Origin of the sequence: Streptomyces pactum (genome assembly GCF_002005225.1) — a bacterium.
GTDB lineage: Bacteria > Actinomycetota > Actinomycetes > Streptomycetales > Streptomycetaceae > Streptomyces > Streptomyces pactum_A.
In genome coordinates this window covers 7,213,067-7,238,488 of record NZ_CP019724.1, presented here as the reverse complement: position 1 = coordinate 7,238,488, position 25,422 = coordinate 7,213,067, and the positions used below count along the sequence as shown (strand labels likewise).

Below are 25,422 nucleotides of genomic sequence, written 5' to 3'. Positions count from 1 at the left end.
TCACGCCGACTCATGGTCGCGTCTCGCCGATCACCCGTACAGCGCGTTCGATCTGCTCCCCGGAGAGGTCCGCACGAGCGGTCAGCCTGAGCCGTGAGATGCCGTCGGGTACGGAAGGAGGACGGAAGCAGCCCACGGACAGGCCGGCCGCACGGCAGTCGGCCGCCCACCGTACGGCCCCCTCCGGGGAGGGGGCGCGCACCGAGACGACCGCGGCGTCCGGACGTACCGCGGAAAGCCCCAGCGCGGTCAGACGCGCGTGCAGTTCGGCCGCCACCGCGCGTGCCCGCGCCGCTCGCTCCGGCTCGCGGCGCAGCAGGGTGAGCGCCGCCAGCGCCGCGCCCGTCGCCGCGGGGGCGAGGCCGGTGTCGAAGATGAACGTCCGGGCCGCGTTGACCAGGTGCTCGATCACCCGGGCGGGGCCGAGCACGGCACCGCCCTGACTGCCGAGCGACTTGGACAGCGTCACCGTCACGACGACGTCGTCGGCGCCGGCGAGCCCCGCCGCGTGCGGGGCGCCCCGGCCGCCGTCGCCGAGCACACCGAGGCCGTGGGCGTCGTCGAGGACCAGCCCGGCGCCGTGCTCCCGGCACGCCTCGGCGAGGGCGGCGAGGGGGGCCGCGTCCCCGTCCACCGAGAAGACCGTGTCGGAGACGGTGACGGCCGGCCCGTCGTGCGTCCCCAGCGCCTTGCGCACGGCGTCCGGGTCGGCGTGCGCCACGATCTGGGTCGTCCCGCGCGCGAGCCGGCAGCCGTCGATCAGCGAGGCGTGGTTGCCCGCGTCCGAGACGACGAGGGAGCCGTGCGGCGCCAGCGCGGTGACCGCGGCGAGGTTGGCCGCGTAGCCGGAGGAGAAGACGAGCGCGGCCTCAAAGCCGCAGTGGGCGGCCAGCTCGCGTTCGAGCTCGGCGTGCAGTTCGGTCGTGCCGGTCACCAGCCGGGAACCGGTCGCGCCGGCGCCCCAGGCCCGCGCGGCCCGCACCGCACCCTCGGTGACCTCCGGGTGCCGGGCCAGTCCGAGGTAGTCGTTGCTCGCGAGGTCCAGCAGCGGCGAGTCGGCCGGGCGGGGGCGCAGAACGCGTACGAGCCCGGCCCCGCGGCGCGCCCGGGCCTGCTCGTCGATCCAGCCGAACGCCATGGGTCGGTCCTCCGGAGTTTTGTAGGCAGTGGACAGACATTAGCGGCACGACGGCCCCCGCGAGGTGTGGCGATACCCACACGGCGATCTGTCAGTGTTGTGCGAACTCTCCTTGGCCCCGGGCGGCCCCTTAAGACAGGATCGGCTCTCATGGACCTGCTGAACACGCTGGTGGACAAGGGGCTTCGGCGCGAGTCGCCGACCCGCGAGGAGGCTCTTGCCGTCCTCGCCACTTCCGACGACGACCTGCTCGATGTGGTGGCCGCGGCCGGCAAGGTACGCCGTCACTGGTTCGGCCGACGGGTGAAGCTCAACTACCTCGTCAACCTCAAGTCCGGCCTGTGCCCCGAGGACTGCTCCTACTGCTCGCAGCGGCTCGGCTCCAAGGCCGAGATCCTCAAGTACACCTGGTTGAGGCCCGACCAGGCCTCCCAGGCCGCCGCGGCGGGCGTGGCCGGGGGCGCCAAGCGGGTGTGCCTGGTGGCCAGCGGACGCGGCCCGACCGACCGGGACGTGGACCGGGTCTCGGACACCATCAAGGCGATCAAGGAGCAGAACGAGGCCGTCGAGGTGTGCGCCTGCCTGGGCCTGCTCTCCGACGGCCAGGCGGAGCGGCTGCGTGAGGCGGGCGCGGACGCCTACAACCACAACCTCAACACGTCCGAGGCGACGTACGGGGACATCACGACCACGCACACGTACGCCGACCGGGTGGACACGGTGACCAAGGCGCACGCCGCCGGGCTGTCCGCCTGCTCGGGGCTGATCGCGGGCATGGGCGAGAGCGACGAGGACCTGGTCGACGTGGTCTTCTCGCTGCGCGAGCTGGACCCGGACTCGGTGCCGGTCAACTTCCTGATCCCGATGGAGGGCACGCCGCTGGCCAAGGAGTGGCACCTCACCCCGCAGCGGTGCCTGCGCATCCTGGCGATGACGCGGTTCGTCTGCCCGGACGTCGAGGTGCGCATCGCGGGCGGGCGCGAGGTCCACCTGCGCACGATGCAGCCGCTCGCCCTGAACCTGGCCAACTCCATCTTCCTCGGCGACTACCTCACCAGTGAGGGGCAGGCGGGCCATGCCGACCTGGAGATGATCGCGGACGCCGGTTTCGAGGTGGAGGGCGCCGGCCAGGTGACCCTGCCGGAACACCGGGCGACGGCAGACGGCGGCGGCTGCGGGTCGCACGGGGGCGACGGGACCTGCGGGTCGCACGAGGGCGGCGGAGCCTGCGGTTCCGCTCCGGCCGAGGAGGGCTGCGGCTCCGCTCCGGCCGCGGGGGGTTGCGGCTCGGCTCCGGCCGCCGAACCGGCGGTGGCCGGCGAGGCCCGTAGGGACCTGGTCGCCGTGCGCCGCCGCGGTGCCGGAACGGACCTCGCGCCCAATGCCTGAGCCCGCCCTGACCGTGGACGAGTTGCTGGCCATCGACCGGCGGCACGTCTGGCATCCGTACGGCCCCATGCCCGGCCGGCAGGACCCGCTCGTCGTGGAGTCGGCGAGCGGGGTGCGGCTGCGGCCCGCCGACGGCGCGGGCGAGCTCGTCGACGGCATGTCGTCCTGGTGGTCGGCGATCCACGGCTACAACCACCCGGTGCTGAACGAGGCCGCGCGCGAGCAGCTCGGGCGGATGAGCCACGTGATGTTCGGCGGGCTCACCCACGAGCCCGCCGTGCGGCTGGCGAAGCTCCTCGTCGACATGTCCCCCGAGGGCCTGGAGCACGTCTTCCTCGCCGACTCCGGGTCGGTGTCGGTCGAGGTCGCGGTCAAGATGTGCCTGCAGTACTGGCGTTCACTGGGCCGCCCCGCGAAGCGGCGCCTGCTGACCTGGCGCGGCGGCTATCACGGCGACACCTGGCAGCCCATGTCGGTGTGCGACCCCGAGGGCGGGATGCACGAGTTGTGGACGGGCGTCCTGCCGCTCCAGGTCTTCGCGGACGCGCCGCCGGCGGAGTACGAGGAGTCGTACGCCGAACGGTTGCGGTCACTGATCGAGCGTCACGCCGACGAACTGGCCGCGGTGATCGTCGAGCCGGTGGTGCAGGGCGCGGGCGGGATGCGGTTCCACTCCCCCGCGTATCTGCGGGTACTGCGGGAGGCGTGCGACGCGCACGGTGTGCTGCTGGTGTTCGACGAGATCGCGACCGGGTTCGGGCGTACGGGCGCGTTGTTCGCGGCGGAGCACGCGGCGGTGACGCCGGACGTGATGTGCGTGGGCAAAGCGCTGACCGGCGGGTACCTGACGATGGCGGCCACGCTGTGCACGTCCCGGGTGGCCGACGGCATCTCGCGGGGCGAGGTACCGGTGCTGGCCCACGGGCCGACGTTCATGGGCAATCCGCTGGCGGCCGCCGTGGCCTGCGCGTCCATCGGGCTGCTCCTCGGCCAGGACTGGCTCGCGGAGGTCAAGCGGATCGAGGCGGGGCTGCGCGACGGACTGGCGCCCGCCCTCGAACTGCCGGGCGTGACCGACGTACGGGTGCTCGGCGCGATCGGCGTGGTGCAGCTCGACCACGCCGTCGACATGCGGGCGGCTACGGAGGCGGCCGTGCGCGAGGGCGTGTGGCTGCGGCCGTTCCGCGACCTGGTCTACACCATGCCTCCGTACGTCACGGGGGACGCGGACGTGGCGCGGATCGCCCGCGCGGTGTGCGCGGCGGCACGGGAGGGATGACATGCCGGTACTGGTGATCACGGGCACGGGCACGGAGGTCGGCAAGACGGTCGTGACCGCCGCCGTCGCCGCGGCCTCGCTGGCGGGTGGCCGGTCGGTGGCCGTGCTGAAGGCCGCGCAGACCGGCGTACGACCGGACGAGCCGGGGGACGCGCAGGAAGTGGCGCGCCTCGCCGGCGCCGTCACGGCCGCCGAAGTCGCCCGGTATCCCGAGCCGTTGGCGCCGGGTACGGCCGCGCGCCGGGCCGGCCGGGCGCCGGTGCACCCCGAGGAGGTGGCGGAGGCCGCGGACAAGCTGGCCACCGAGCACGACCTGGTGCTGGTCGAGGGCGCGGGCGGACTGCTCGTGCGCTTCGACGCGGCCGGCGGGACGCTGGCGGACGTCGCCGCGCTGCTGGGAGCACCGGTGCTGCTGGTGGCGTCGGCCGGGCTGGGCACGCTGAACACCACGGAACTGACGGCGCGTGAACTGCGCTCCCGCGGCCTGGAGCTGCCGGGCGTGGTGATCGGCAACTGGCCCGGCACTCCGGACCTCGCCGCACGCTGCAATCTCGCGGACCTCCCGGAGGTGGCCGGAGCCCCTCTGCTCGGCGCCCTGCCCGCCGGTGCGGCCTCGCTCCCGCCGGCCGCCTTCCGGTCGGCGGCACCGCACTGGCTGGCGCCCCGGCTGGAGGGCACGTGGGACGCCGAGGCGTTCCGGGCCCGGGAGGGGCCCTGACCGGCGCGGTGCGGGTCGAGGCCCCCTGACCGACGCGGTACGGGTCGGGGCGCCCTGACCGACGCGGTACGGGTCGGGGCGGCCATCGGTCCGGCCAGGGGGCGGGCGGAGCCGGGCAGGCGTCCGGTCGCCGCTCCCGGCTCGGGACCGTGCCTCCCGGGGCCCGCACCTCCGGCCGGTCCTCGGGCCCCCGGCGGACGCCGAGGTGGAGCAAGCCCGCGTCCGCCGGGCGTCCCGGTACCCGGAAACGAGGCGCCCGCGCGGTGGGTGTGCGGGGCTCGCGCGGGGGACAATCGCGGTAAGGCACCACCTCGTGAGGGAGGTTCCATGGCACTGCGATCCGCCCGTGCCCGCGGAGTGCCGCGGGACGCCGTGCACCATCCGCTGTTCGCCCGCTACTACGCCCGGGTCAGTGTGGGCATGGAGACCCGGATGGGTATGGGGGGTGTTCGTGAGCGGCTGCTCGCCGGGCTGTCCGGGCGGGTGATCGAGGTCGGTGCGGGCAACGGGCTGAACTTCTCGCACTACCCGGGCACCGTCTCGGAGGTCGTCGCCATCGAACCGGAGCGCGTGCTGCGGCAACTGGCCGTGGAGGCGGCGCTGCGCGCTCAGGTGCCGGTGGACGTGGCACCGGGCGCGGCGGAGGCCCTCCCGGTCAAGAGCGAGGCCTTCGACGCCGCCGTGGTCTCGCTCGTGCTGTGCAGCGTCCGTGACGTGCCACGGGCGCTCGGGGAGCTGCGGCGGGTGCTGCGGCCCGGCGGACAGGTGCGGTTCTTCGAGCACGGCCGGGGCGGTGGGCGGATGATGGCCTTCACCCAGCGCGCGCTGGACCGGACGCTGTGGCCTCCGCTGTCCGGCGGCTGCCACCTGTCCCGCGAGCCGGTCGCCGCGCTGCGGGACGCGGGCTTCGCGCTCGGGCCCTACCGGCGGGTGATGATGCCGGAGAACGGGCCGGCGCTGCCGAGTTCGTACTGCGTGCTCGGCACGGCCTGGCGGCCGCCCGGGACGGAGGCGTAGTCAGGGCGCTCACCCGCTCCACCGGCGCAGTTCCTCCGTGATGCCGTCGACCGAGGCCGCCCCGCTCTTGACCAGCAGGGCGAGGTCCCGCACCCGCTCGGGCGTGGTGGTGACCTCGACCCCGCTGGCGACCAGGTAGGCGTAGGCGACCGCGGAGGCGAACAGGGCGTTGGAGCGCTCCAGCGCCGGGACGTGGATCAGCAACTGGAGCAGGGCGGCGGCGCGGGCGTGCGGACTGTCGTAGACGGGGGTGTCGAATATCTCGGCCCGGTGGCGGGCGACGGCCGCGACGAGCGCTCCCCAGTCGGTGACCTGAGGGTCTCCCGGGGTGCGCTGTTCGGCGAGCATCAGCAGCCAGGCGAGGTCGATGCTGAGGTCTCTCATCCGGGATCTCTCGTGCGGGATTCGTCCGACGGCTCAGCGGCTGCCGTCGCCGACCTCCTCGGTGAACACCTTCTCGTACTGCCGCATGAAGTCGGCGGCGGCCTCCACGAAGGTGTGGCCGGCCTCGCCGGTGTCCTGCCGGACCAGTTCCTCGATGTAGCGGTTGACGCTCATCCCCCGGGCCAGGGCCTTCTCGCGGGCCGCCCGGGCGGTGCCCTCGTCCACCCGCACGTTCAGCTGGGCCTTCCGGGTCTTCGCCATGCCTCGAAGCTAGCGCCGAAACGCTAGCAGCGGCAAGGGCCGCGTCCGGCGTGAGCACGCCGGAATGCCGCGTGGCGGTCCGGCGCGCGTGATGGGATCGCCGCATGACCGAACTGCGCGTACGGGCCGCCGGGCCCGAGGACCTGGACGCCGTGCTGGCCTTCTGGAAGGTGGCCGCCGAGGGGACGAGCATCAGCGACGACCGGGAGGGCGTGGAGCGGCTGGTCGCCCGGGACCCCCAGGCACTGCTCCTGGCCGAGCGGGGCGGGGACCTGCTGGGCACGGTGATCGCGGGCTTCGACGGCTGGCGCTGCCATCTGTACCGGCTGGCGGTGCACCCGGATCACCGGCGTCAGGGCATCGGCTCTGCGTTGCTCACGGCCGCGGAGGAGCGTTTCGTACGGCTGGGCGGGCGCCGCGGGGACGCGATGGTGCTGCGGCGCAACGAGCGGGCCCAGCATGCCTGGCGGGCGGCCGGGTACGCGCCCGAGGAGCAGTGGCGACGCTGGGTGAAGCCCCTCACCGACTGAAAGGTGTGAGCACCGGCGCATGAGCGAGTCCGCATCGGCGACCCTCCCGGCGCCGCCCCCCGGCGGCTCCCGCCGGCGCCTCCCCGGGGCCTCCCCCGAGTCCTCCCCCTGGCGCCTCCCCGGGGCCTGTCCGGCTCCTCCCCCGGCGCACGAGATCGCGCGATCCTCCGTGTCCTGGCCGATCATGGATCCGAGGTGACCCGATGACCGAAGTGCTCCTGCTGCTGGTGGCGATCCTGCTGTCGCTCGCGTGCGGCGCCTTCGTCGCGGCCGAGTTCTCGCTGACCACCGTCGAGCGCGGCGAGCTGGAGCGGGCGGTGGCGCGCGGCGAGCGGGGTGCGGCGAGCGCTCTGAAGGCCGTACGGAACCTGACCTTCCAGCTTTCCGGGGCCCAGCTCGGCATCACGGTCACCAATTTGGTGGTCGGCATGCTCGCCGAGCCCTCGGTCGCGGCGCTGATCGCGGGTCCGCTGGAGAGTGCCGGCGTGTCGCGCTCGGCGGCCTCGTCGCTGGCGCTGGTGCTGGGTACGGCCCTGTCGACGGTCTTCCTGATGATCGTCGGCGAGCTGGTGCCGAAGAACTGGGCGATCTCCGCGCCGCTGGCCGTCGCCAAACGGGTGGGCGGTCCGCAGCGCTGGTTCAGCGCCGCGTTCCGGCCCTTCATCACCCACCTCAACAACACGGCCAACCGCGTCGTGCGCGTCTTCGGTGTGGAGCCCGCCGAGGAACTGGCGTCGGCGCGTGGGCCGCAGGAGCTGGCCGCGCTCGCCCGGCACTCGGCCAAGGAGGGCGCGCTCGAGGCGGACACCGCCGAGCTGTTCGTGCGCACCCTGAACCTGGCCGACCTGACGGCACAGAACGTGATGACCCCGCGCGTGCAGGTCATCGCCCTCGACGCCCGGGCGACCTGCGAGGACGTGGCGAACGCGACACGGGCGACCGGGCTGTCCCGGTTCCCCGTCTACCAGGACACGCTCGACGCCGTAGTGGGCACCGCGCACGTCAAGGACGTCCTGGCGGTGCCCGCCGGGCGGCGGCCCGGGATCCCGGTCGCCGAGCTGATGCGCGAGCCCCTGCTCGTCCCGGAGTCACTGACCGTCGACCGGCTGCTGGACCGCCTCTCCGGGCGGCGCACGATGGCCGTGGTGATCGACGAGTACGGCGGGACGGCGGGTGTGGCCACGCTGGAGGACATCGTCGAGGAGGTCGTCGGCGAGGTGCGGGACGAGCACGATCCGCACGAGACGCCCGAGCTGGACCCGGCCGGCACCGACGAGCGGGGGCACGTTCTGTACCGGGCCGACGGCGCGGCCCGCGTGGACCGGCTCGCGCGCTTGGGACTCAAGGTGCCCGAGGGACCGTACGAGACGGTCGCCGGGCTGGTCGCGGCCGAGCTGGGGCGCATCCCCGCCGTCGGCGACACTCTGGAGGTCGCCGGCTGGCGGCTGGACGTCGTGGACGCCACGGGCCGCCGGGCGGCCCGGGTACTGCTGCACGCGCCGCTCGACGACGCGCGCGCCGCCGACACCACCGACGAAGGGGAGGCCGGCCGGTGACCGCCGTGCAACTGCTGATCGGTCTGGCGACGCTCGTCGTCAACGCCTTCTTCGTGGGTGCCGAGTTCGCGCTGATCTCGGTGCGCCGCAGCCAGGTGGAGCAGTACGTCGATGCCGGGGCGGCGGGGGCGGAGGGCGACCGGCGCGCGAAGAGCGTGCTGTGGGGCCTGGAGCACGTGTCGGCGCTGATGGCGGCGGCCCAGCTCGGCATCACGCTGTGCACGCTGGTCCTCGGTGTGGTCGCGGAACCGGCCATCGCGCACCTGCTGGAGCCGGTGTTCCACGCGGTGGGCGTGCCGTCCGGCGCGGGGCACGCGGTCTCCTTCGTGATCGCCCTCGCGCTGGCGACGTATCTGCACATGCTGCTCGGCGAGATGGTGCCCAAGAACATCGCGCTGGCCGAGCCGGTGCGCAGCGCGCTGCTGCTCGGGCCGCCACTGGTGGCGCTGTCCCGGGCGCTGCGCCCGGTGATCTTCACGGTCAACGCCTTGGCGAACGCGCTGCTCAAGCTGCTCAGGGTCGACACGAAGGACGAGGTCTCGGCGACCTTCACGGACGCGCAACTCGCCGAGATCGTCAAGGACGCCAGCGAGGCCGGGCTGATCGACGACCGGGCCCAGGAACGCCTCCACGACGCCCTGGAGCTGGGCCGGCGGCCGGTGCGGGACGTGGTGCTGCCGCTGGAGCGCGTCGTCCACGCGCGCGTGGGGATCACCCCGGAGCAGTTGGAGCGGCTGTCGGCGGAGTCGGGATTCTCGCGCTTCCCGGTGGTGGACGACGGGCGGCGGATCGTCGGCTACCTGCACGTGAAGGACGCCCTGGACGCCTCGCCGCGGGACCTGCCGTTCGGCCTGCGGGACATGCGGCCCATCGCGCGGGCCCGGGAGCGCACCCCGCTGGACGACGTGCTCACCGCGATGCGCCGCAGCCGTACGCATCTGGCGGCCGTGATCGGCTCCGACGGGCGGCTGGCGGGACTGGTGACCATGGAGGACGTGCTGCGGGAACTGTTCGGGCAGCGGACGTGAGCCGTTTCCGGCCCGGCGGAGGGCGACCGACCAGTGGGTATGTGCAGGCGCTACCATTTCTGTCGCCATGCAGACGAATCCCACCCACACCAGTCTCGTCGCCGTCGGCGACTCCTTCACCGAGGGCATGTCGGACCTGCTGCCCGACGGCTCCTACCGGGGCTGGGCCGACCTCCTCGCCACCCGGATGGCCGCCCGCTCCCCCGGCTTCCGGTACGCGAACCTCGCGGTGCGCGGGAAGCTGATCGGGCAGATCGTCGACGAGCAGGTCGACGTGGCGGCGGCCATGGGAGCCGACGTGATCACCCTGGTCGGCGGGCTCAACGACACGCTGCGCCCCAAGTGCGACATGGCCCGGGTGCGGGACCTGCTGACGCAGGCCGTGGAACGGCTCGCCCCGAACTGCGGGCAACTGGTGCTGATGCGCAGTCCCGGCCGCCAGGGTCCGGTGCTGGAGCGGTTCCGGCCGCGCATGGAGGCCCTGTTCGCGATCATCGACGACCTGTCCAAGGAGCACGGCGCCGTGGTCGTCGACCTGTACGGGGCCCACTCGCTGGCCGACCCGCGCATGTGGGACGTGGACCGGCTGCACCTGACCGCCGACGGGCACCGCCGGGTGGCGGAGGCCGTGTGGCAGGCGCTCGGCTACGAGCCCGAGGATCCCGAGTGGCACGCGCCGGTCCCGGCGACGCCCCCGCCGGGCTGGTTCCTGCGCCGGACCGCTGACGTCCGGTTCGCCCGGCGGCACCTGCTGCCCTGGATAGGGCGCAGGCTGACCGGACGGTCGTCCGGGGACGGCCTGCCGCCCAAGCGCCCGGAGCTGCTGCCCTACGAGGACCTGGCGCCGTGATCCGTGGACCGGCAGAGCCTTCGTAGGTTCCGACGAAGAGCCCCGTGGAGCTGGCCTGCAGGAATCGCCAGTAGAATCCGTCTACGTGACTTCCGCTCCCGCCAAGCCCCGCATCCCGAACGTCCTCGCCGGACGCTACGCCTCCGCCGAGCTCGCCACGCTCTGGTCGCCCGAGCAGAAGGTGAAGCTGGAGCGGCAGCTCTGGCTCGCCGTGCTGCGGGCCCAGAAGGACCTCGGCATCGACGTGCCCGACGCCGCGATCGCCGACTACGAACGCGTCCTCGACCAGGTCGACCTGGCCTCGATCGCCGAGCGCGAGAAGGTCACGCGGCACGACGTGAAGGCGCGGATCGAGGAGTTCAACGACCTCGCCGGGCACGAGCACGTGCACAAGGGCATGACCTCCCGCGACCTGACGGAGAACGTCGAGCAGCTCCAGGTCCGGCTCTCGCTGGAGCTGATCCGGGACCGCTCGGTGGCCGTCCTCGCCCGGCTGGGCAAGCTGTCCGGCGAGTACGCCGAACTGGTCATGGCCGGCCGCTCCCACAACGTCGCCGCGCAGGCCACGACGCTGGGCAAGCGCTTCGCCACGGCCGCCGACGAGCTGCTCGTCGCGTACGGCCGGGTGGAGGAGCTGCTCGGCCGCTACCCGCTGCGCGGCATCAAGGGCCCGGTCGGCACCGCCCAGGACATGCTGGACCTGCTCGGCGGGGACGCGGGCAAGCTCGCGGAGCTGGAGCGGCGGATCGCCGGGCACCTGGGCTTCTCGCAGGCGTTCACCTCGGTCGGCCAGGTCTACCCGCGCTCGCTGGACTACGAGGTCGTGACCGCGCTGGTGCAGCTCGCGGCGGCGCCGTCCTCGCTGGCGAAGACGATCCGGCTGATGGCCGGGCACGAGCTGGTCACCGAGGGCTTCAAGCCCGGCCAGGTCGGCTCCTCCGCGATGCCGCACAAGATGAACACCCGCTCCTGCGAGCGCGTCAACGGCCTGATGGTCATCCTGCGCGGCTACGCCTCGATGACCGGCGAGCTGGCGGGCGACCAGTGGAACGAGGGCGACGTGTCCTGCTCGGTGGTGCGCCGGGTGGCCCTGCCCGACGCGTTCTTCGCCCTCGACGGACTGCTGGAGACGTTCCTGACCGTCCTCGACGAGTTCGGCGCCTTCCCGGCCGTCGTGGCCCGGGAGCTGGACCGCTACCTGCCGTTCCTGGCCACCACCAAGGTCCTCATGGGCGCGGTGCGGGCCGGCGTCGGCCGCGAGGTCGCGCACGAGGCGATCAAGGAGAACGCCGTCGCCTCCGCGCTGGCGATGCGCGAGCAGGGCGCCGAGCGCAACGAGCTGCTCGACCAACTGGCCGCCGACGAGCGCATCCCGCTGGACCGGGCCGGGCTGGACGCGCTGATGGCCGACAAGCTGTCCTTCACGGGCGCCGCGGCCGATCAGGTCGGCGTGCTCGTCGGCCGGATCGAGGAGATCGTCAAGCAGCACCCGGCGGCCGCGGGCTACACCCCCGGAGCGATCCTCTGACGCGCTTCACCCGCGCCGAGTTGGAGGCCGCCCGCGACCGACTCGTACCGGACGTCGTCGCGGACGGTCTCCGCGTGCTGTTCTGCGGCATCAACCCCGGCCTGATGACGGCGGTGACGGGCCACCACTTCGCCCGTCCCGGCAACCGCTTCTGGCCGGTGCTGCATCTGTCCGGGTTCACACCGAGGCTGCTGAAGCCCTCCGAGCAGGGCGAGTTGCCGTCGTACGGTCTCGGCATCACGAACGTCGTCGCGCGGGCCAGCGCGCGGGCGGACGAGCTGACCGCCGAGGAGTACCGGGAGGGCGGCCGGCTGCTGGCGCTCAAGGTGGCGCGGCTGCGGCCCCGTTGGCTCGCCGTGGTCGGGGTCACCGCGTACCGGGCGGCGTTCGACGACCGGAAGGCCCGGGTGGGGCCGCAGGAGCGGACGATCGGGGACACGCGCGTGTGGGTGCTGCCCAACCCCAGCGGGCTCAACGCGCACTGGACGGCGCAGACGATGGCGGAGGAGTTCGCGCGGCTGCGGGCCGCGGCGGAGACGGAGGCGTAGGCGCACGCGGAGACGGAGACGGAGGCGCACGCGGAGACGGAGACGGAGGCGCACGCGGAGACGGCGGTCACGGTGGTGCCTTCTCCGTGATGACGGCGAGCAGTTGCACCTCGTCCGTCTCGTCCCGGTCCGCGACGGCCACCGCGACCCAGCGGCCGGTGCCGCCCGCCTCCCAGAGGTACGCCGTGCGCGCGCGGGCGCCGAGGCCGGCCCACGGCTCGGGTATCTCCTCCCTCTCGGTCCGCAGCAGGACCGTCTGCAGGTTCCAGGGGTCCGTCTCGCCCCAGCGCGGGGCGAGGCGCTCGTACAGGGCGTCGCGGTACTTCTCGTACTGCCCCACCGTCACCGGCCGCTCCCCCTGGTCGCCGCCGCGCAGGCCGTTGCTGCTTGCCAGGACCGCCACGAAATGACCGGGCCCCCCTGTGCCCCCGTCCGACGGGCCGTGCTCCGCCGGGAAGGGCCGGAAGCACAGCTCGTCGATGAGGGCGATGTGCTGCGCGATGTTCATGCCGTCCAGTAAACCGGCCCCCACTGACAATTGGCGGGGCGTCAGCGACGGCCGGCGTCAGGCGTCCCGGCCGCGCGGTCACCGCGAGTCCGGCCCACGGCCCCAGACTTCCGTCGTGCGTCTGGTACAGGAAGACTTGCCCCGCCTTGTCCGGCAGGAAGTCCGTGGCACCGCCCGCCGCGTCCCCGAACACGAAGGAGATGATCAGGAGGAGGGGGACCAGGACCGACAGGGCCCGCCGGCGCATGCCGGGGGAGTACGTCTTCACCCGGCGGCGGGCCACCGACGCGCTACCCGTCTCCTCCATCACCTCGTCCACCCGGCGCCACGGGACGCGGTTGCTCGCCGCCAGGACGCGCAGGTGGTCCCGGGCGGTGCGCGAGCCGTGCGCGGTGTGCGCGTCGAGCAGGGCGCCGACGTGCCGCAACGGCTCGTGCAGGGCGGCGTAGGGCCGTCCGCCGACGGTCGCGGTCCCGGGGGTGGGCCGGTCGAGGCCCAGGACGAGTCGCATGGTGGTGGACCTCCCCGGCGCCGTTGGGGCCGAGGAGACCGGTGACCCGGCAGGGGCGGAGGGTGAAGGTGAGGTCGTCGACGGCTCGTCGGGTGCCCTCGCCGCCCCCCCCCTGGAGTCCGCCCGTGCTCCGGGGCGAAGGTCGACGCCGGGATCACGGATCCTGCGGAGACCTCGCCGGGCCCGGTCTCCCGCTCCCGCGAGGGCTGACGCATCCTCCAGGAGGCGCTGACCAATGTGCTGCGGCACGGGGGGGTGCCCGCGCGGGTCAGCGTCGAGGTGGCGGTCGGCGCGCTCACCATGGAGGTGCGCGATCCGCTGCCGGACACGAGGGTCGCGCCCGGACGCGGCAGCGGGCTGCGCGGCGTACGCGAGCGGGCCGCGCTGCTGGGCGGGCGGGCGCACACGGGGCCCGACGGCTCCGGTGACTGGCAGGTGCGCGTCGAGCTGCCGTCCGGCTGATCTACGCTGGGCGGATGCCGGTCAGAGTACTCCTCGTGGACGACGAACCCTCGTGCGCGCGGGGTTGCGGGCGGTGCCGGAGGCACAGCCCGACATCGAGGTGGTCGGCGAGGCGGCCGACGGGGCCGCGGTCATTCCGCTGGTGCGGCAGTCGTGGCCGGACGTGGTCGCCCCGGACGTGCGGATGCCGCTGCTGGTCGTGGGCACGGAGACGGTGAAGTCGCACGTGAGCGCGGTACTGGCGAAGCTGGGGCCCGGGACCGCACGCAGGCGGTGATCACGGCGTACGAGTCGGATTCGTGGCGCCCGGCTGAGGCACCCCACGGGGGGGCCTGCACGGGCGGACCGGCCCTCGCCGGGGCGGACCGGGCCGAGTACGATCCGGCGAACACGCGCACGAGCTGGGAGGACGGACGTTGGGCGGGCTGACCGGCGGGGACCCGTCACTGCTGCGGAGGATCAACTCCGCTGTGGTGTTGCACGCGTTGCGTGCCACGGACTGCGCGACGCTGACCGAGATCACCCGGGTGACGGGGCTGTCCCGGCCGACCGTCGAGGGCGTCGTCGAGGGGCTGATCGAGGCCGGTCTCGTCATCGAGGCGGCCGCCGACGAGGGCACGGCCCGGCGGCAGGGGCGGCCCGCGCGGCGGTTCCGGTTCCGCGCGGAGGCCGGGCATCTGCTGGGCCTGGAGATCGGGCCGCACCGCGTCGCCGCGCTCCTGTCCGACCTGGACGGCCGGGTGATCGGCGCCCAGGCCAAGGACGTCGACGAGACCGCCCCGGCCGACGAGCGGCTGGAGCGGCTGCGCACGGCGGTCGCCGAGCTGCTGCGCCGGGCCGGTGTCGCGCGTGGCTCGCTGCGGGCCGTGGGGGCCGCCTCTCCCGGGATCGTCGACGCGGACGGCACGGTGCGGCTGAGCACGGCGCTGCCCGAGTGGACGGGGCTGCGCCTGGGCGAGCGGCTGAGCCGGTCCTTCAAGTGTCCGGTGCTGGTCGAGAACGACGCGAACGCGGCGGCGGTCGCCGAGCACTGGAAGGGCGCCGCCACCGAGTCCGACGACATCGTGTTCGTGCTGGCCGGGCTGAGTCCCGGGGCGGGGTCGTTGATCGGCGGGCGGCTGCACCGGGGGTACGGCGGAGCGGCCGGCGAGACCGGCGCGCTGCATCTGCTGGGCCGGGACGTGACGCCGGAGACCCTGCTGTCGACCACGGACCAGCCGCTGCATCCGCTGGACGAACAGGCGGTCGCCCAGGTGTTCGCCGACGCCCGCCGGGGCGACCAGCGGGCCCGCGCGGCCGTCGAGCGTTACATCCAGCGGCTGGTGCACGACGTGGCGGCGATGGTGCTGGCCCTCGATCCCGAGCTGGTCGTCGTCGGCGGCTGGGCGGCCGGGCTGGACGACGTGCTGGAGCCGTTGCGGCGCGAGCTGGCCCGCTACTGCCTGCGTCCGCCGAAGGTGACGCTGTCGCTCCTGGGCGAGGCCGCCGTGGCGACGGGCGCGCTGCGGCTGGCCCTCGACCACGTGGAAGAGCAACTCTTCGCGGTGGAGGGGGCGACGGCCCGGCGCTGACCCGCGCCGGGCCGGAAGGCTCCGGTACGGGTCGGACAGGCCGCCGATCACCGCCACCACGGCCCGCCGGGCCGTCGCTCCGCCCGGGTCGACTCTCCGCCCGGGTCGTCGATCCGCCCAGGCCAACTCTCCGCCCGGCTCGACTCTCGGACCGGGCCGACTCCCCGCCCAGGCCACCGAGCCACCTCCCCCGCCCGGGTCGTCGACCCGCCCGGGTCGGCTCTCGGACCGGTGCGGAGCCCGGCAGGCCGTGCGCCCGCGATGCCGTGCGCCCGGGACCGGTAGCCGCGTTCTGGCGCGGGACCGGCCCGGGACGGCCTCGGCGGTGTCCGGGGCCGCGCGGGACTCAGGACGCCCGGGTCTCGGGGCCGTGGTGGATCTCCACGTCGCCGAAGTCGCCGAACGTCAGCCGGCAGGTGTCCGCGCGGTAGGTGGCGACGGAGAGCGCGGCGGTGCGGCCCCCGGCGAGGTAGCGGGTGGTGACCACGAGGACGGGCGCTCCCGGGAGCCGGTCCAGCTCCTTCGCGTCCTCCGCCCCGGCCGACCCCAGCTCAACGGCGCTCTCCCGCCGCTCCAACTCTCCGCGCTGCAGTTCCCGGAGTACGGCACGCGCGCGTGCCGCGCCGGAGGGCGTGTCGATGGCGGTGAGGCCGGGCACCGAGGACGGCGGGATGTAGAGCAGCTCCGCCGCCACGGGCTGGCCGTGCGTCACGCGGGAGCGGCGGACGATGTGCACGGGCTCGTCCCGGCCGGTGCCCAGGGCGTCGGCGACGGCCGCGGGCGGGGCGGCGGTCAGGCAGTCGGCCGGTTCCCAGGCGTCGTCGGCCGCCCCCGGCCAGTCGTGCCGCTCGGTGCCGACGGCCACACCGACGCGCGGCGGGGCGACGGTCGTGCCGACGCCGCGGCGGCGCTGGAGCCTGCCTTCCAGTTCGAGCTGTTCCAGGGCCTGGCGGAGCGTGGCTCGGGCGACGCCGAAGCGCGCGGCGAGGTCGCGCTCGTTGGGCAGGATCTCACCCACCGAGAACTCCGAGTCCAGGGCCTCGCTGAGTACGGTCCTGAGATGCCAGTACTTCGGTTCCGGCACCGATTCCAACTGCGTGGTCCCCACCCTGTCCTCCGCAATCGCCGTGGTCCGGCGGCGTTTTGACGCCCTTGTTTATTAAAGGTTGTTGCAGTTCTCTGTGACCATAAAACGGCCCACACCCTTGGTCAAGACCAATCCCGCGACAGGACGGCGAAGCCCCCGTCGTGAGACGGGGGCTTGGGGGGCGTGACGGACGGCGCGCCTAGGCGAGGCCGACCAGGGAGCCCAGTTTGTCGGGGTTGCGGACGATGTACACCGTCTGGACGCGGCCGTCGGCCACATCCAGTTGGAGGACGGAGTCGGGCCTGCCGCCGGACAGGACCAGCAGGGCCGGGCCGCCGTTGAGCTCCAGGAAGCGGAAGGAGGAGTCCGGGATCCCCTTCCGCGCGGCGCCGAGCAGGAAGCGGCCCACCTTGTCGGAGCTCTCCAGCACCCGCAACGGCGCCCTGGACTTGCCACCGCTGTCGCCCACCAGCCGGACTTCCGGGGCGAGCAGTGCCAGCAGCCCTTCGAGGTCCCCGTCGGCCGCGGCGGCGAGGAAGCGTTCGGTGAGGTCCCGGCGCTGCACCGGGTCGACGTCGTAGCGGGGCCGCCGCTCGTCGACGTGCTTGCGGGCCCGCCCGGCGAGCTGGCGCACCGCCGCCTCCCCGCGCTCCAGCATCGCGGCGATCTCGGCGTACGGGTAGCCGAACGCCTCCCTGAGGACGAACACCGCCCGCTCCAGCGGTGACAGGGACTCCAGCACGACGAGGACCGCGTAGGACACGGAGTCGGCGAGGACGGCCCGCTCGGCGGTGTCGGGCACGGCGTCCCCGAAGTCGGTGACGTAGGGCTCGGGCAGCCAGGGGCCGACGTAGGTCTCGCCCCGCGACTTGATCTGGCGCAGCCGGTCGATGGCGAGGCGGGTCGTGACGCGCACCAGGTATCCGCGCGGCTCCCGGACGCCGGACCGGTCGGCACCGGACCAGCGCAGCCACGCCTCCTGGACCACGTCCTCCGCGTCGGCGAGGCGGCCCAGCATGCGGTAGGCGACCCCCTGGAGGACGGGGCGGTGCTCTTCGAAGACGTCGGTCGCGGTTTCGGTGGTCACCGCTCCATCCCAGCGGACGCGTCCGGCCGTGTCCAGGCGGAAACGCCTCCGCCCGGAGGCCGTCGGAAAGGACGGCGACCGGGGGCTACCCGTCGGTAGCTCTTACTGACAGGCTGTCTACGCAACGTCGGCATCGCTCATGTGCTCCGGCCGCACGCGTTCCCGGAGACACGTGTTCAGACAAGGAGCCCCATGTCCGCAACGCTCTCCTTCACCGCCCCCACCGGGCACGGTCCGCAGGACATCACCCTCGCCTACACCCGCGTCGGCACCGGCGAGCCCCTGCTCCTGCTGCACGGCATAGGTCATCACCGGCAGGCCTGGGACCCGGTGGTCGACATCCTCGCGACCGAGCGCGAGGTGATCGCCGTGGACCTGCCGGGGTTCGGGCAGTCGTCCGCGCTGCCGCACGGGCTGCCGCACGACCTGACGACGACGAACGCGGTGCTCGGCGCCTTCTGCGCGGCGCTGGGACTCGACCGACCGCACGCGGCCGGCAACTCGCTCGGCGGCCTGCTGGCCCTGGAACTCGGCCGGGCGAACCTGGTGCGCTCGGTGACGGCCCTGTCCCCGGCCGGGTTCTGGACGCGGGCCGAGCGGCGGTACGCGTTCGGCGTGCTGCTGGGGATGCGCCGGACCGCCCGGAGTCTGCCCCTTCCGCTGGTGGAGCGGCTGTCCCGCACCGCGGTCGGCCGCACCGCCCTGACCAGTACGATCTACGCCCGCCCCGGCCGCCGCTCCCCCGAGGCCGTCGTCGCCGAGACGCTCGCGCTCGCACACGCCGAGGGGTTCTCCCAGACGCTCCGGGCCGGGCGGAGCGTGCTGTTCACCGACGACGTGCCCGGCATCCCGGTCACGGTCGCGTGGGGCGACCGGGACCGGCTCCTCCTGCGGAGGCAGGGCATACGCGCCAAGCACGCCATTCCGCGGGCCCGCCTGGTGCGGCTGCCCGGCTGCGGCCACGTCCCGATGAACGACGACCCGGCACTGGTCGCCCGCGTCCTCCTGGACGGCAGCCGGGCTCAGTCGGCCAGGGCCTTGAGCACCTCGTTCAGCACGGTCGCGTTGTAGGGCATGCTCACGTGCGGGGTGTGGTCGCCCGGGTCGATGTCCTGCAGGACGATGTTGTTGACGTAGCGGCCCTCGGTCTCCGCGAGGGAGCACGACGTGTACGGGGTGACCACGTCGTCGTACCGGGTGGCGATGACGGTGTGGCGGACGCCCTCCGTCGTCTCGCCGAGGCCGGCCAGCTCGCGCTGGAAGGGGTGGTCGTGCTGGAGCTGCGGCCAGGCCGGCACGACCTCCCCCACGGCGCCCTGTTCGACCAGCTCCACCGCGCCGGGGATCTGGCGCGCGAGGTTCATCAGCCCCTGCGCCGTGACTCCGTGGTTGCTGGGCGAGATGCCGACGAAGTTGTGCACCTTGGGTCCTCCGCCCAGGGCGTTCAGGTAGTAGCGCGGCATCATGCCGCCCTGTGAGAAGCCGACCAGGTCGACCTGCTGGGCACCGGTCCGCCGCAGCACCTCGTCGACGAAGTCCGCGAGCTGCCGGGCGGAGTGCTTGATGTCGCCGAGGCCGAAGATCACGGGGTTGCCGTGCCGGCCGTAGTCGAGCCGGAAGACGCGGTGACCGTGCTGTCGGAGGAGAGGCGTCGCCGTGTTCCAGGTGTAGCCGCGGTTGCCGAAGGTGCCGTGCACGAGCACCACCGGACGGGGGTGCTCCGCGGTCGGCGGGGTGTTCCAGTCGTCCTCTCCCGCCTGCACGTCCACGGTGGCGATGACCTGCGCCCCGCCGGCCTGGGCGACCGCACCCAGGCGGTGCGGTGATTCGATGATGTCCGTGACGACGTCGTCCGAATTGGCTCCGGGGATACGGGGATTGAGGAAACTCACGGTGTTCTCCATCTGGTCGGGGAATGACGCTGAGTTCGATCCGATTACCCAGTCTCGCGTCTATCGAAATCCGCAACGATCCCTCTACCGGGGGAAAGAATTCACCCCTTGGAGTAAGTAGGGCTCATTCATTCGAGTGGGTTACGCGGTCAGCCGTGGCACCGGGCGAGCGGCGGCGACGCGCAGCAGGCGTACTACCGGCGAACGGCGATCACGGACTTCGGACTGCCCGCCCACCCCCGCGCGGGACCCGTCCGAATGAGCGGCCGGAACGCACGCCCGGAGCGCGTTCCCGAAGTCGCGCGCCGCCGGTTTTGCGTCAACACGCGGACATGGACGGCTTGTTGTGAAACGGGGGGCGAGGCGCGGCCCAAGCGTAAAGACAGGTGAGACGGACACCGCCAAGAGGTGCCAAGGCAAGGGGGTTTGGGTCATGGCCGCAGGGCCTGGAAAGCCTGGGGTTCCCGACTCCGGTGACAACGGCGTCAGTTCGCGCGCGCATCCACCGGAGGCGTTTCCCGGGGCGTGGCGGCCCCTGCTCGGCCACCCGGCCCTCGCGGAGCTGCTCGGGCACCCCCTCGCGGGCGCCGCGCTGACGGAGATGCGCCGGCTTCTGCCACCGCGCCTCGCCGTGCACTCCCTACGGACGTTCCTGTTGGCCGACGCCCGCGCGCGGACCCACGGCACCGCCTACGACCGGGTCGGCCTGCTGGCCGCCGCGGCATTCCACGACACCGGGCTGGCGGGGCGCGCGCCTCTCGGCCGCGGCGGATTCCCCCGCCGCTCCGCCCAGTTGCTCGACCGCTTCCTGGCGGGACAGCAGGTGGGCACGGAGCGGCGCACCACCCTCACGCGCGCGGTGCGCGAGCACATGAGGCCGTTTCCCGCGCGCGACGCCGGGCCCGAGGCGCGACTGCTGCACTTCGGTGCGTGGCTGGACGTCACCGGGCGCGGCGAACGCCACATCCCGGGCGATCGCGGAATGTTGACCGCGCTGGCACCCACCCCCGGGTTCGCCGTGTCCTTCTCCGCCCGGTTGGTGGCCTGCGGGCTGCGCCGGGTACTGCCGGGCTCCCCGGTCGCCCGAGGGTGACCGGAACGTCCGGCGACTCGCCCTTCCCGTCGCGAAAGGAACCGCAGACATGCAAGAAGACCAGCGTGTTTTCGATGTCGCCATCGTCGGAGGCGGCATCGGCGGGACGATGCTGGGGACCGTTCTCGCACGCCACGGCGTGCGGGTGCTGCTGCTGGAAGGCAGCGGCCACCCCAGGTTCGCCATCGGAGAGTCCACCGTCCCCGAGACCACGTTCGGCCTCAGGGTCCTGGCCCGCCGCTACGACGTCCCGGAACTCGAGCACCTGGCGACCAACGGGGCGCTGCGCCGCCACGTGTCGTCGAACTGCGGAGTCAAGCGGAACTTCAGTTTCGTCTACCACCGGGAGGGCGAGCCCACCCGGCCCGACGAATGCACCCAGTACCCCACTTGGGGCCCGCCGCTCGGCCCCGACTCGCACTACTTCCGGCAGGACGTGGACGCCTACATGTTCCACGTCGCCGTGTCCTACGGCGTGACCGCGTACACCCACACCATGGTCGACGACGTGAAGTTCGAGGAGGACGGTGCCACGCTCGTCACCCGGGACCGGGGCACCTTCCGGGCCTCGTACGTGGTGGACGCCGGCGGCATGCGGGCAGTCCTGCCCGAGCGGCTCGGGCTGCGGCAGGAACCGCCCTACCGCACGCGGTCGCGCACGATCTTCACGCACATGGTGGACGTGCGCCCCTTCGACGCCGTGGCGCCCGCGCGCGAGCAGCACGGCATGCCCAGCCCGTTCAGCCAGGGAACGCTCCACCACATGTTCCGGGGCGGCTGGTTCTGGGTCATCCCGTTCGACAACCAGTCGACCAGTACGAGCGGGTTGTGCAGCGTGGGCGTCAACCTGGACCTCGACCAGCACCCCCGTCCGGACGACATCCCGGCGGAGGAGGAGTTCTGGCGGTACGTGCGCCGCTTCCCCAGCGTGGCGCGGCAGTTCGAGGGAGCACGGGCGGTACGGCCGTACGTGTCCACCGACCGCACCCAGTTCGCCTCGCAGAAGGTGGTCGGTGACCGGTGGTGCCTGCTGCCGCACGCCAGTGACTTCATCGACCCGCTCTTCTCCAGCGGGCTCGCCGTCACCGTGATGGCACTCAACGCGCTGAGCCACCGGCTCATCGCCGCGGTGCGCCAGGACGACTTCGACACGTCCCGGTTCGCGTACCTGGACCACTGGACCAAGCGCATGTTCCGGTTCTACGACGACCTGGTGTCCTGCAGCTACATCGCGTTCGACGACTTCGACCTGTGGAACGCCTGGAACCGGGTGTGGACCATCACCACGCTGTACGGCACGAACGCGCAGAACCAGGCCGCCGTGACGTTCGAGAAGACCCACGACCCGGCCTGCTTCGACACGCTGGAGCTGCCGCCCTACCGAGGCCTCCAGGGGATGGACAATCCCTGGGTGGAGCGGATGTTCGACCAGTCGCGCGATGCCGTACTCGCCTATCGCGCGGGCGAGTCGACGAAGGAGCAGGCGATCGCGCGGATCTACGAGATGCTCGGCGAGAGCGGACTGGTCCCGGCCGTGTGGCGGACTCTGGACCCCGGCAACCGCTGCCCGTCCGGGGTGTTCACCCTCTGGCCCCTGATGAAGATCCTGCTGTGGGGCAAGTACCGCTCACCGCGGCACGTCCGGGGCTCCTACTTCACCGGCGGAGCGCGGCTGGTGGGCAAGGAGGCCATCCAGGCGTACGCCACCGAGCTGCGCGCCGGCGGCTCTCAAGTGCACCAGACCGCAAGGGACATGTGGCTCAACTGGAACCGCGACTGGGCACGGCGTCCCGCTCCTCGGAAATGAGCACGAAAAAACATTCCTGCCGACCGGTGGAGAAACTTAATCCGGTTTGCCGCTCCAGGGTCTCGGGTAGGAAAACCACATGGCCGACAAATAGAAAGTCGGCCGCGGTTCTCCCTCCTCAATCCGAGAGACAACGGGCTGCGATCCACGATGGTGCGACATTCCACCTGCCAATCGCCCGCTGAATGCTCCTGGGAAGACATCTTCCAGCATCAGGACCGCCTCATGCGGCTGGTTCGGCGAAGACTGCCGAGTTTTCAGGACGCCGAGGACTGCGTTCAGGAAACCATGGCCCGCGCAGCCGCCCATGCCGCGTTGGACAGGAATCGACTCGGTGCCTTTCTGACGTCCGTGGCGCTTCGCCTCTGCATCGACTTCTATCGTGACCTGGAGCGTCGCAGCAGACTCCTCCAGCGAGCGGCGCTCGCGGACACCCCGGGTACGACCGAGGAGGACGTCTGCGACGAGGACTTCGGCAGATGGCTGCTGGGCCAGGTACAACACCTGCGGGGGCGAGAGCAGGAGGTCATACTCGCCCGCGCCAAGGGAATTTCCACTGCGGAATTCGCCCGCATACACAACATCTCCGTAAAGGCGGCCGAGGCCGCTTTCACCAGGGGCCGCGCACGGTTGAAGAACGCGTGCGTGAAAGCCTTGGAAGGCTGCGCCCGATAGCACCCCGAATCCACTCCTCTCCCATCGCAGAGAAACGGAAAGGGACCCCTTTCATGTCCAACAGCAAGAACATTCAGGACATCTTCAAGGACCTGGTCGGGAATATGGCCGACAGCAGCAAGGAGGCCTTCGACGACATGCTGAACCGGGCGGACAAACCCGGGTCGTCCGGCTCCGGCAACGCCGTCGACACACTGGCCGGGCTGCCCGCGAACGCGCTGGGCGCGCTGGCCGGGGTCGTCAATCCGGCGACCGCGCTCGCGGGTGCCGCCAACCCGCTGGCCGCCCTCGCGGGCGCGGGTGCCGGCAACCCGCTGGCGGCCCTCGCGGGCGCGGGCAACCCCCTGGCCGCGCTCGGCGGAGTCGCGGGTGCGGGTGCGGGCAACCCCCTGGCCGCGCTCACCGGCGCCGCGGGCGCGGGCAACCCGCTCGCGGCCCTCGCCGGTGCCGGCAATCCGCTGGCCGCCCTGAGCGGGGCGGGCAACCCGCTGGCCGCGCTGGGCGGCGCGGCCAACCCGTTCGCCGCGGTCGGCGGCGCGGCCGGCGCCCTCGGTGGGCTCGGGCAGCTCGCCGGCGGCGTCGGACAGGCCGCGGGCGGCGTCGGCGACCTCATGTCGCTGCCGACCCAGCTCACCCAGCTCCTCCAGGTGCTGCCCAAGCTCATCGACGCGCTCCAGGGCCTGCAGAACCTGACCAACCTGCCCGCCCAGGCCGGCCAGCAGGGCCTCGCCGCGTTGCAGGGTCTCACCGGCCAGCAGGGGGGCGGGCAGTCCCAGGGCGGACAGTCCTCGTCCTCGAGCTGACCCGCCGTGCCACCGTCCCGTCCGGCCGGCTCCGTGCGGTACGCCGGCCACCGACCGCCGTCCCGTACCGGGATGCCGTCCCGTACCCGGATCCCGATCTGAGGAGGATCACACACGATGGCGTCTGTCGTCGGCGATCGGCTGCGTCTCGTGGTCAAGGTCCTGGGCAGCCTCGTGGCCGACGAGGTGGGACAGGCGGCCCGGCTGCGGAGACGTGCGAAGCGGGACACGCGGTCCCCGGCGGAGGACGCCGACGCCTCCGCCGGGGCCGCCGGCGACGGCTCCGCAGGGGCGGAGCAGCGCCGCGCCAAAGCGGTGCGGCACGCCCTGGAGAGCCTCGGCCCGTTCTACGTGAAGCTGGGCCAGATCCTGTCCACCCGGCCGGACATGGTCCCCCAGTCCATCCGGGACGAACTGCAGAACCTGCACGACGAGGTCGACGTCCAGCCGTTCTCGGAGTTCGAGCCGGTACTGGCCCGGGACCTCGGGCCGGACTGGAAGCTGCGCTTCGACGACATCGAGACCGTCGCCCCGCTGGGGGCGGCGTCCCTCGCCCAGGTCTACCGCGTGACGCTGCCCGGCGGACGCGCGGCCGTGGTGAAGATCCAGCGGCCCGGCATCCGCGAAGGCGTGCTCGCGGACATGGCCCTGATGCGCCGGGCGTCGAGAATCGTGGCCCGCCTCGCTCCCCGGTTCAACGAGGTCATCGACATCGAGGCGATGCTCGGCTCGGTCTTCGACGCCATGGAGCCGGAGCTGGACTTCACCGGCGAGGCCCGCAACATGGACGAGGCCCGCGAACACGTACGGCCGTTCCGCTCCCTGGAGGTGCCCCGGGTGCTGCACGCCAGTCCCCGGGTCCTCGTCCAGTCGCTGGCCGACGGGAAGTCGGTGCGGCACGTCGACCGCGCCCATTTCACGGACGACGAGCGCGTGGAGATCGGCAGGGACCTGCTGCGCTTCATGTACCACGGGTACTTCGTCCACCGCTTCTTCCACGCCGACCCGCACGCGGGGAACGTGTTCGCGGCCCCCGGCGGGCCCGCGACGCTGATCGACTGGGGCATGGTCGGCAGGCTGGACCGGCGCACCAGTCTGCAACTGCTCCCGCTCTTCATGACGCTGGCACAGAACGACGGTGCCGGACTGGCGCAGCACTGGGCGGAGATGGGCCGGATGACGCCGTGGGCCAACATGCCCGCCTTCGCCGCCGACATGGCGGCCTTCGTGCCCAAGGTGTCCCATCTGTCCCTGGAGGACATGAACTTCGGCGTCTCGCTCACCACCGTGCTGGCCAAGGCGACCAAGCGGGGCATCGGTTCACCGCCCGCGGTGTCGCTGCTGGGCAAGTCGTTCGCGAACCTGGACGGCTCGGTGCGCTGCCTGGCTCCCGAGATCACGCTGCCCGAGGTGTTCCAGGCCGAGGTGCCGAAGATCCTGTTCGCACTGGGCCGCGAGTTCCTCGGCCGCAACCAGTTCGCTCGGAACTCCATGGAGTTGCTGCTGGCCGCCGTCACCAGTCCCGAGCAGGTCCGGGGTGTCCTCTCGGACGTGGCCAACCGCCAGTTCGCGCTGAACATCCACGAGCCGCGCACCCCCGCCGCGATGGGCGGCCAGCGGCCCACCCGCCCCTCCGGGGGCCTGCTCGCGCTGGGTGCCGCGGCCTTCCTGCTGGGCCGGCGCCGCTCCGGCTGATCCGG

At 72.9% G+C, this 25,422-nt stretch carries 24 protein-coding genes and 3 pseudogenes; 19 read left to right on the top strand and 8 right to left on the bottom strand.

Going from position 1 to position 25,422, the window contains the following annotated elements; translation table 11 throughout:
* Nucleotides 1-10: 10 nt before the first annotated feature.
* Entirely contained in the window at nt 11-1,138 is a 1,128-nt protein-coding gene (locus tag B1H29_RS31320) for an 8-amino-7-oxononanoate synthase (protein ID WP_055420739.1), read from the bottom strand.
* Between the two features lie 150 nt (nt 1,139-1,288).
* Between B1H29_RS31320 and bioB the strand changes: the two genes are divergently transcribed.
* From bioB to B1H29_RS31300, 4 genes are all read left to right on the top strand, one after another.
* Nucleotides 1,289-2,527 carry a biotin synthase BioB gene (bioB, locus tag B1H29_RS31315; protein ID WP_055420740.1) on the top strand — a complete coding sequence of 413 codons (1,239 nt, stop codon included), beginning with the start codon at nt 1,289-1,291 and terminating at the stop codon, nt 2,525-2,527.
* The gene (locus B1H29_RS31310; RefSeq protein WP_055420741.1) at nt 2,520-3,806 is read left to right on the top strand and encodes an adenosylmethionine--8-amino-7-oxononanoate transaminase; all 1,287 of its coding nucleotides are present in this window, start codon (nt 2,520-2,522) and stop codon (nt 3,804-3,806) included. The genes bioB and B1H29_RS31310 overlap by 8 nt, the downstream gene beginning before the upstream one ends.
* Before the next feature lies 1 nt (nt 3,807).
* Complete coding sequence (gene bioD, locus B1H29_RS31305; protein ID WP_055420742.1) at nt 3,808-4,524, top strand: dethiobiotin synthase; 717 nt, start codon at nt 3,808-3,810, stop codon at nt 4,522-4,524.
* A gap of 327 nt (nt 4,525-4,851) precedes the next feature.
* The gene (locus B1H29_RS31300) at nt 4,852-5,541 is read left to right on the top strand and encodes a class I SAM-dependent methyltransferase (protein WP_055420743.1); all 690 of its coding nucleotides are present in this window, start codon (nt 4,852-4,854) and stop codon (nt 5,539-5,541) included.
* Nucleotides 5,542-5,550: 9 nt separating this feature from the next.
* Here B1H29_RS31300 and B1H29_RS31295 read toward each other — a convergent pair whose 3' ends face one another.
* Nucleotides 5,551-5,925, bottom strand: coding sequence for a hypothetical protein (locus tag B1H29_RS31295; RefSeq protein ID WP_055420744.1), 375 nt, complete (start codon nt 5,923-5,925; stop codon nt 5,551-5,553).
* A 33-nt stretch (nt 5,926-5,958) separates the two neighbouring features.
* A complete protein-coding gene (locus B1H29_RS31290; RefSeq protein ID WP_055420745.1) occupies nt 5,959-6,186 on the bottom strand; it encodes a toxin-antitoxin system antitoxin component in 228 nt (75 codons plus the stop codon).
* 104 nt (nt 6,187-6,290) lie between these two features.
* On the opposite strand from B1H29_RS31290, the gene B1H29_RS31285 reads away from it, so the two are divergent.
* The 6 genes from B1H29_RS31285 to mug all read left to right on the top strand — a co-directional run bounded on the left by B1H29_RS31285 (nt 6,291) and on the right by mug (nt 12,226).
* The gene (locus B1H29_RS31285) at nt 6,291-6,716 is read left to right on the top strand and encodes a GNAT family N-acetyltransferase (RefSeq protein ID WP_055420746.1); all 426 of its coding nucleotides are present in this window, start codon (nt 6,291-6,293) and stop codon (nt 6,714-6,716) included.
* A gap of 203 nt (nt 6,717-6,919) precedes the next feature.
* Entirely contained in the window at nt 6,920-8,272 is a 1,353-nt protein-coding gene (locus tag B1H29_RS31280; protein WP_055420747.1) for a hemolysin family protein, read from the top strand.
* The gene (locus B1H29_RS31275; RefSeq protein WP_055420748.1) at nt 8,269-9,300 is read left to right on the top strand and encodes a hemolysin family protein; all 1,032 of its coding nucleotides are present in this window, start codon (nt 8,269-8,271) and stop codon (nt 9,298-9,300) included. The genes B1H29_RS31280 and B1H29_RS31275 overlap by 4 nt, the downstream gene beginning before the upstream one ends.
* Before the next feature lie 67 nt (nt 9,301-9,367).
* Nucleotides 9,368-10,150, top strand: coding sequence for an SGNH/GDSL hydrolase family protein (locus B1H29_RS31270; RefSeq protein WP_055420749.1), 783 nt, complete (start codon nt 9,368-9,370; stop codon nt 10,148-10,150).
* Between the two features lie 85 nt (nt 10,151-10,235).
* Nucleotides 10,236-11,678, top strand: a complete 1,443-nt coding sequence (gene purB, locus B1H29_RS31265) for an adenylosuccinate lyase (protein WP_055420750.1) — start codon at nt 10,236-10,238, stop codon at nt 11,676-11,678.
* Nucleotides 11,675-12,226 carry a G/U mismatch-specific DNA glycosylase gene (mug, locus tag B1H29_RS31260; RefSeq protein ID WP_055420939.1) on the top strand — a complete coding sequence of 184 codons (552 nt, stop codon included), beginning with the start codon at nt 11,675-11,677 and terminating at the stop codon, nt 12,224-12,226. Before purB ends, mug begins: the two co-directional genes overlap by 4 nt.
* A 67-nt stretch (nt 12,227-12,293) precedes the next feature.
* On the opposite strand, the gene B1H29_RS31255 is transcribed toward mug, so the two are convergent.
* Nucleotides 12,294-12,734 (bottom strand): hypothetical protein, encoded by a 441-nt coding sequence (locus tag B1H29_RS31255; protein ID WP_055420751.1) that lies wholly within the window; start codon nt 12,732-12,734, stop codon nt 12,294-12,296.
* Between the two features lie 208 nt (nt 12,735-12,942).
* Nucleotides 12,943-13,342, bottom strand: a pseudogene (locus tag B1H29_RS39565) (ATP-binding cassette domain-containing protein); the annotation flags it as partial.
* A 32-nt stretch (nt 13,343-13,374) separates the two neighbouring features.
* Here B1H29_RS39565 and B1H29_RS31245 point away from each other — a divergent pair.
* The 3 genes and pseudogenes from B1H29_RS31245 to B1H29_RS31235 form a co-directional block, all read left to right on the top strand.
* A pseudogene (locus B1H29_RS31245) lies at nt 13,375-13,707 on the top strand (sensor histidine kinase); the annotation flags it as partial.
* A gap of 14 nt (nt 13,708-13,721) precedes the next feature.
* Nucleotides 13,722-13,903 (top strand): annotated as a pseudogene (locus B1H29_RS31240) (response regulator transcription factor); the annotation flags it as partial.
* 220 nt (nt 13,904-14,123) lie between these two features.
* Nucleotides 14,124-15,278 (top strand): ROK family transcriptional regulator, encoded by a 1,155-nt coding sequence (locus B1H29_RS31235; protein ID WP_055420755.1) that lies wholly within the window; start codon nt 14,124-14,126, stop codon nt 15,276-15,278.
* Between the two features lie 346 nt (nt 15,279-15,624).
* On the opposite strand, the gene B1H29_RS31230 is transcribed toward B1H29_RS31235, so the two are convergent.
* Nucleotides 15,625-16,386 (bottom strand): GntR family transcriptional regulator, encoded by a 762-nt coding sequence (locus B1H29_RS31230; RefSeq protein WP_055420756.1) that lies wholly within the window; start codon nt 16,384-16,386, stop codon nt 15,625-15,627.
* A gap of 178 nt (nt 16,387-16,564) precedes the next feature.
* Nucleotides 16,565-17,452, bottom strand: a complete 888-nt coding sequence (locus B1H29_RS31225) for an RNA polymerase sigma-70 factor (protein WP_055420757.1) — start codon at nt 17,450-17,452, stop codon at nt 16,565-16,567.
* A gap of 192 nt (nt 17,453-17,644) precedes the next feature.
* Between B1H29_RS31225 and B1H29_RS31220 the strand changes: the two genes are divergently transcribed.
* Nucleotides 17,645-18,523, top strand: a complete 879-nt coding sequence (locus B1H29_RS31220; protein ID WP_055420758.1) for an alpha/beta fold hydrolase — start codon at nt 17,645-17,647, stop codon at nt 18,521-18,523.
* Here the strand turns inward: B1H29_RS31220 and B1H29_RS31215 are convergent.
* Nucleotides 18,475-19,344, bottom strand: coding sequence for an alpha/beta fold hydrolase (locus B1H29_RS31215; protein ID WP_055420940.1), 870 nt, complete (start codon nt 19,342-19,344; stop codon nt 18,475-18,477). The genes B1H29_RS31220 and B1H29_RS31215 overlap by 49 nt on opposite strands.
* Nucleotides 19,345-19,777: 433 nt before the next feature.
* Between B1H29_RS31215 and B1H29_RS31210 the strand changes: the two genes are divergently transcribed.
* The 5 genes from B1H29_RS31210 to B1H29_RS31190 all read left to right on the top strand — a co-directional run bounded on the left by B1H29_RS31210 (nt 19,778) and on the right by B1H29_RS31190 (nt 25,417).
* Nucleotides 19,778-20,437 carry a hypothetical protein gene (locus B1H29_RS31210; protein ID WP_055420759.1) on the top strand — a complete coding sequence of 220 codons (660 nt, stop codon included), beginning with the start codon at nt 19,778-19,780 and terminating at the stop codon, nt 20,435-20,437.
* A 49-nt stretch (nt 20,438-20,486) separates the two neighbouring features.
* A complete protein-coding gene (locus B1H29_RS31205) occupies nt 20,487-22,244 on the top strand; it encodes an NAD(P)/FAD-dependent oxidoreductase (RefSeq protein WP_055420760.1) in 1,758 nt (585 codons plus the stop codon).
* A 150-nt stretch (nt 22,245-22,394) separates the two neighbouring features.
* The gene (locus B1H29_RS31200; RefSeq protein ID WP_167392568.1) at nt 22,395-22,919 is read left to right on the top strand and encodes an RNA polymerase sigma factor; all 525 of its coding nucleotides are present in this window, start codon (nt 22,395-22,397) and stop codon (nt 22,917-22,919) included.
* A gap of 53 nt (nt 22,920-22,972) precedes the next feature.
* Nucleotides 22,973-23,722, top strand: a complete 750-nt coding sequence (locus B1H29_RS31195; RefSeq protein WP_055420762.1) for a hypothetical protein — start codon at nt 22,973-22,975, stop codon at nt 23,720-23,722.
* A 117-nt stretch (nt 23,723-23,839) separates the two neighbouring features.
* Nucleotides 23,840-25,417: an ABC1 kinase family protein gene (locus B1H29_RS31190; RefSeq protein WP_055420763.1), complete on the top strand. Its 1,578-nt coding sequence runs from the start codon at nt 23,840-23,842 to the stop codon at nt 25,415-25,417.
* Nucleotides 25,418-25,422 lie beyond the last annotated feature (5 nt).

Coding starts and splice junctions, on each gene's coding strand:
- B1H29_RS31320 (WP_055420739.1), bottom strand. CDS start 1,138: ATGGCGTTCGGCTGGATCGACGAGCAGGCCCGGGCGCGCCGCGGGGCC.
- bioB (WP_055420740.1), top strand. CDS start 1,289: ATGGACCTGCTGAACACGCTGGTGGACAAGGGGCTTCGGCGCGAGTCG.
- B1H29_RS31310 (WP_055420741.1), top strand. CDS start 2,520: ATGCCTGAGCCCGCCCTGACCGTGGACGAGTTGCTGGCCATCGACCGG.
- bioD (WP_055420742.1), top strand. CDS start 3,808: ATGCCGGTACTGGTGATCACGGGCACGGGCACGGAGGTCGGCAAGACG.
- B1H29_RS31300 (WP_055420743.1), top strand. CDS start 4,852: ATGGCACTGCGATCCGCCCGTGCCCGCGGAGTGCCGCGGGACGCCGTG.
- B1H29_RS31295 (WP_055420744.1), bottom strand. CDS start 5,925: ATGAGAGACCTCAGCATCGACCTCGCCTGGCTGCTGATGCTCGCCGAA.
- B1H29_RS31290 (WP_055420745.1), bottom strand. CDS start 6,186: ATGGCGAAGACCCGGAAGGCCCAGCTGAACGTGCGGGTGGACGAGGGC.
- B1H29_RS31285 (WP_055420746.1), top strand. CDS start 6,291: ATGACCGAACTGCGCGTACGGGCCGCCGGGCCCGAGGACCTGGACGCC.
- B1H29_RS31280 (WP_055420747.1), top strand. CDS start 6,920: ATGACCGAAGTGCTCCTGCTGCTGGTGGCGATCCTGCTGTCGCTCGCG.
- B1H29_RS31270 (WP_055420749.1), top strand. CDS start 9,368: ATGCAGACGAATCCCACCCACACCAGTCTCGTCGCCGTCGGCGACTCC.
- B1H29_RS31255 (WP_055420751.1), bottom strand. CDS start 12,734: ATGAACATCGCGCAGCACATCGCCCTCATCGACGAGCTGTGCTTCCGG.
- B1H29_RS31220 (WP_055420758.1), top strand. CDS start 17,645: ATGTCCGCAACGCTCTCCTTCACCGCCCCCACCGGGCACGGTCCGCAG.
- B1H29_RS31210 (WP_055420759.1), top strand. CDS start 19,778: ATGGCCGCAGGGCCTGGAAAGCCTGGGGTTCCCGACTCCGGTGACAAC.
- B1H29_RS31205 (WP_055420760.1), top strand. CDS start 20,487: ATGCAAGAAGACCAGCGTGTTTTCGATGTCGCCATCGTCGGAGGCGGC.
- B1H29_RS31200 (WP_167392568.1), top strand. CDS start 22,395: ATGGTGCGACATTCCACCTGCCAATCGCCCGCTGAATGCTCCTGGGAA.
- B1H29_RS31195 (WP_055420762.1), top strand. CDS start 22,973: ATGTCCAACAGCAAGAACATTCAGGACATCTTCAAGGACCTGGTCGGG.
- B1H29_RS31190 (WP_055420763.1), top strand. CDS start 23,840: ATGGCGTCTGTCGTCGGCGATCGGCTGCGTCTCGTGGTCAAGGTCCTG.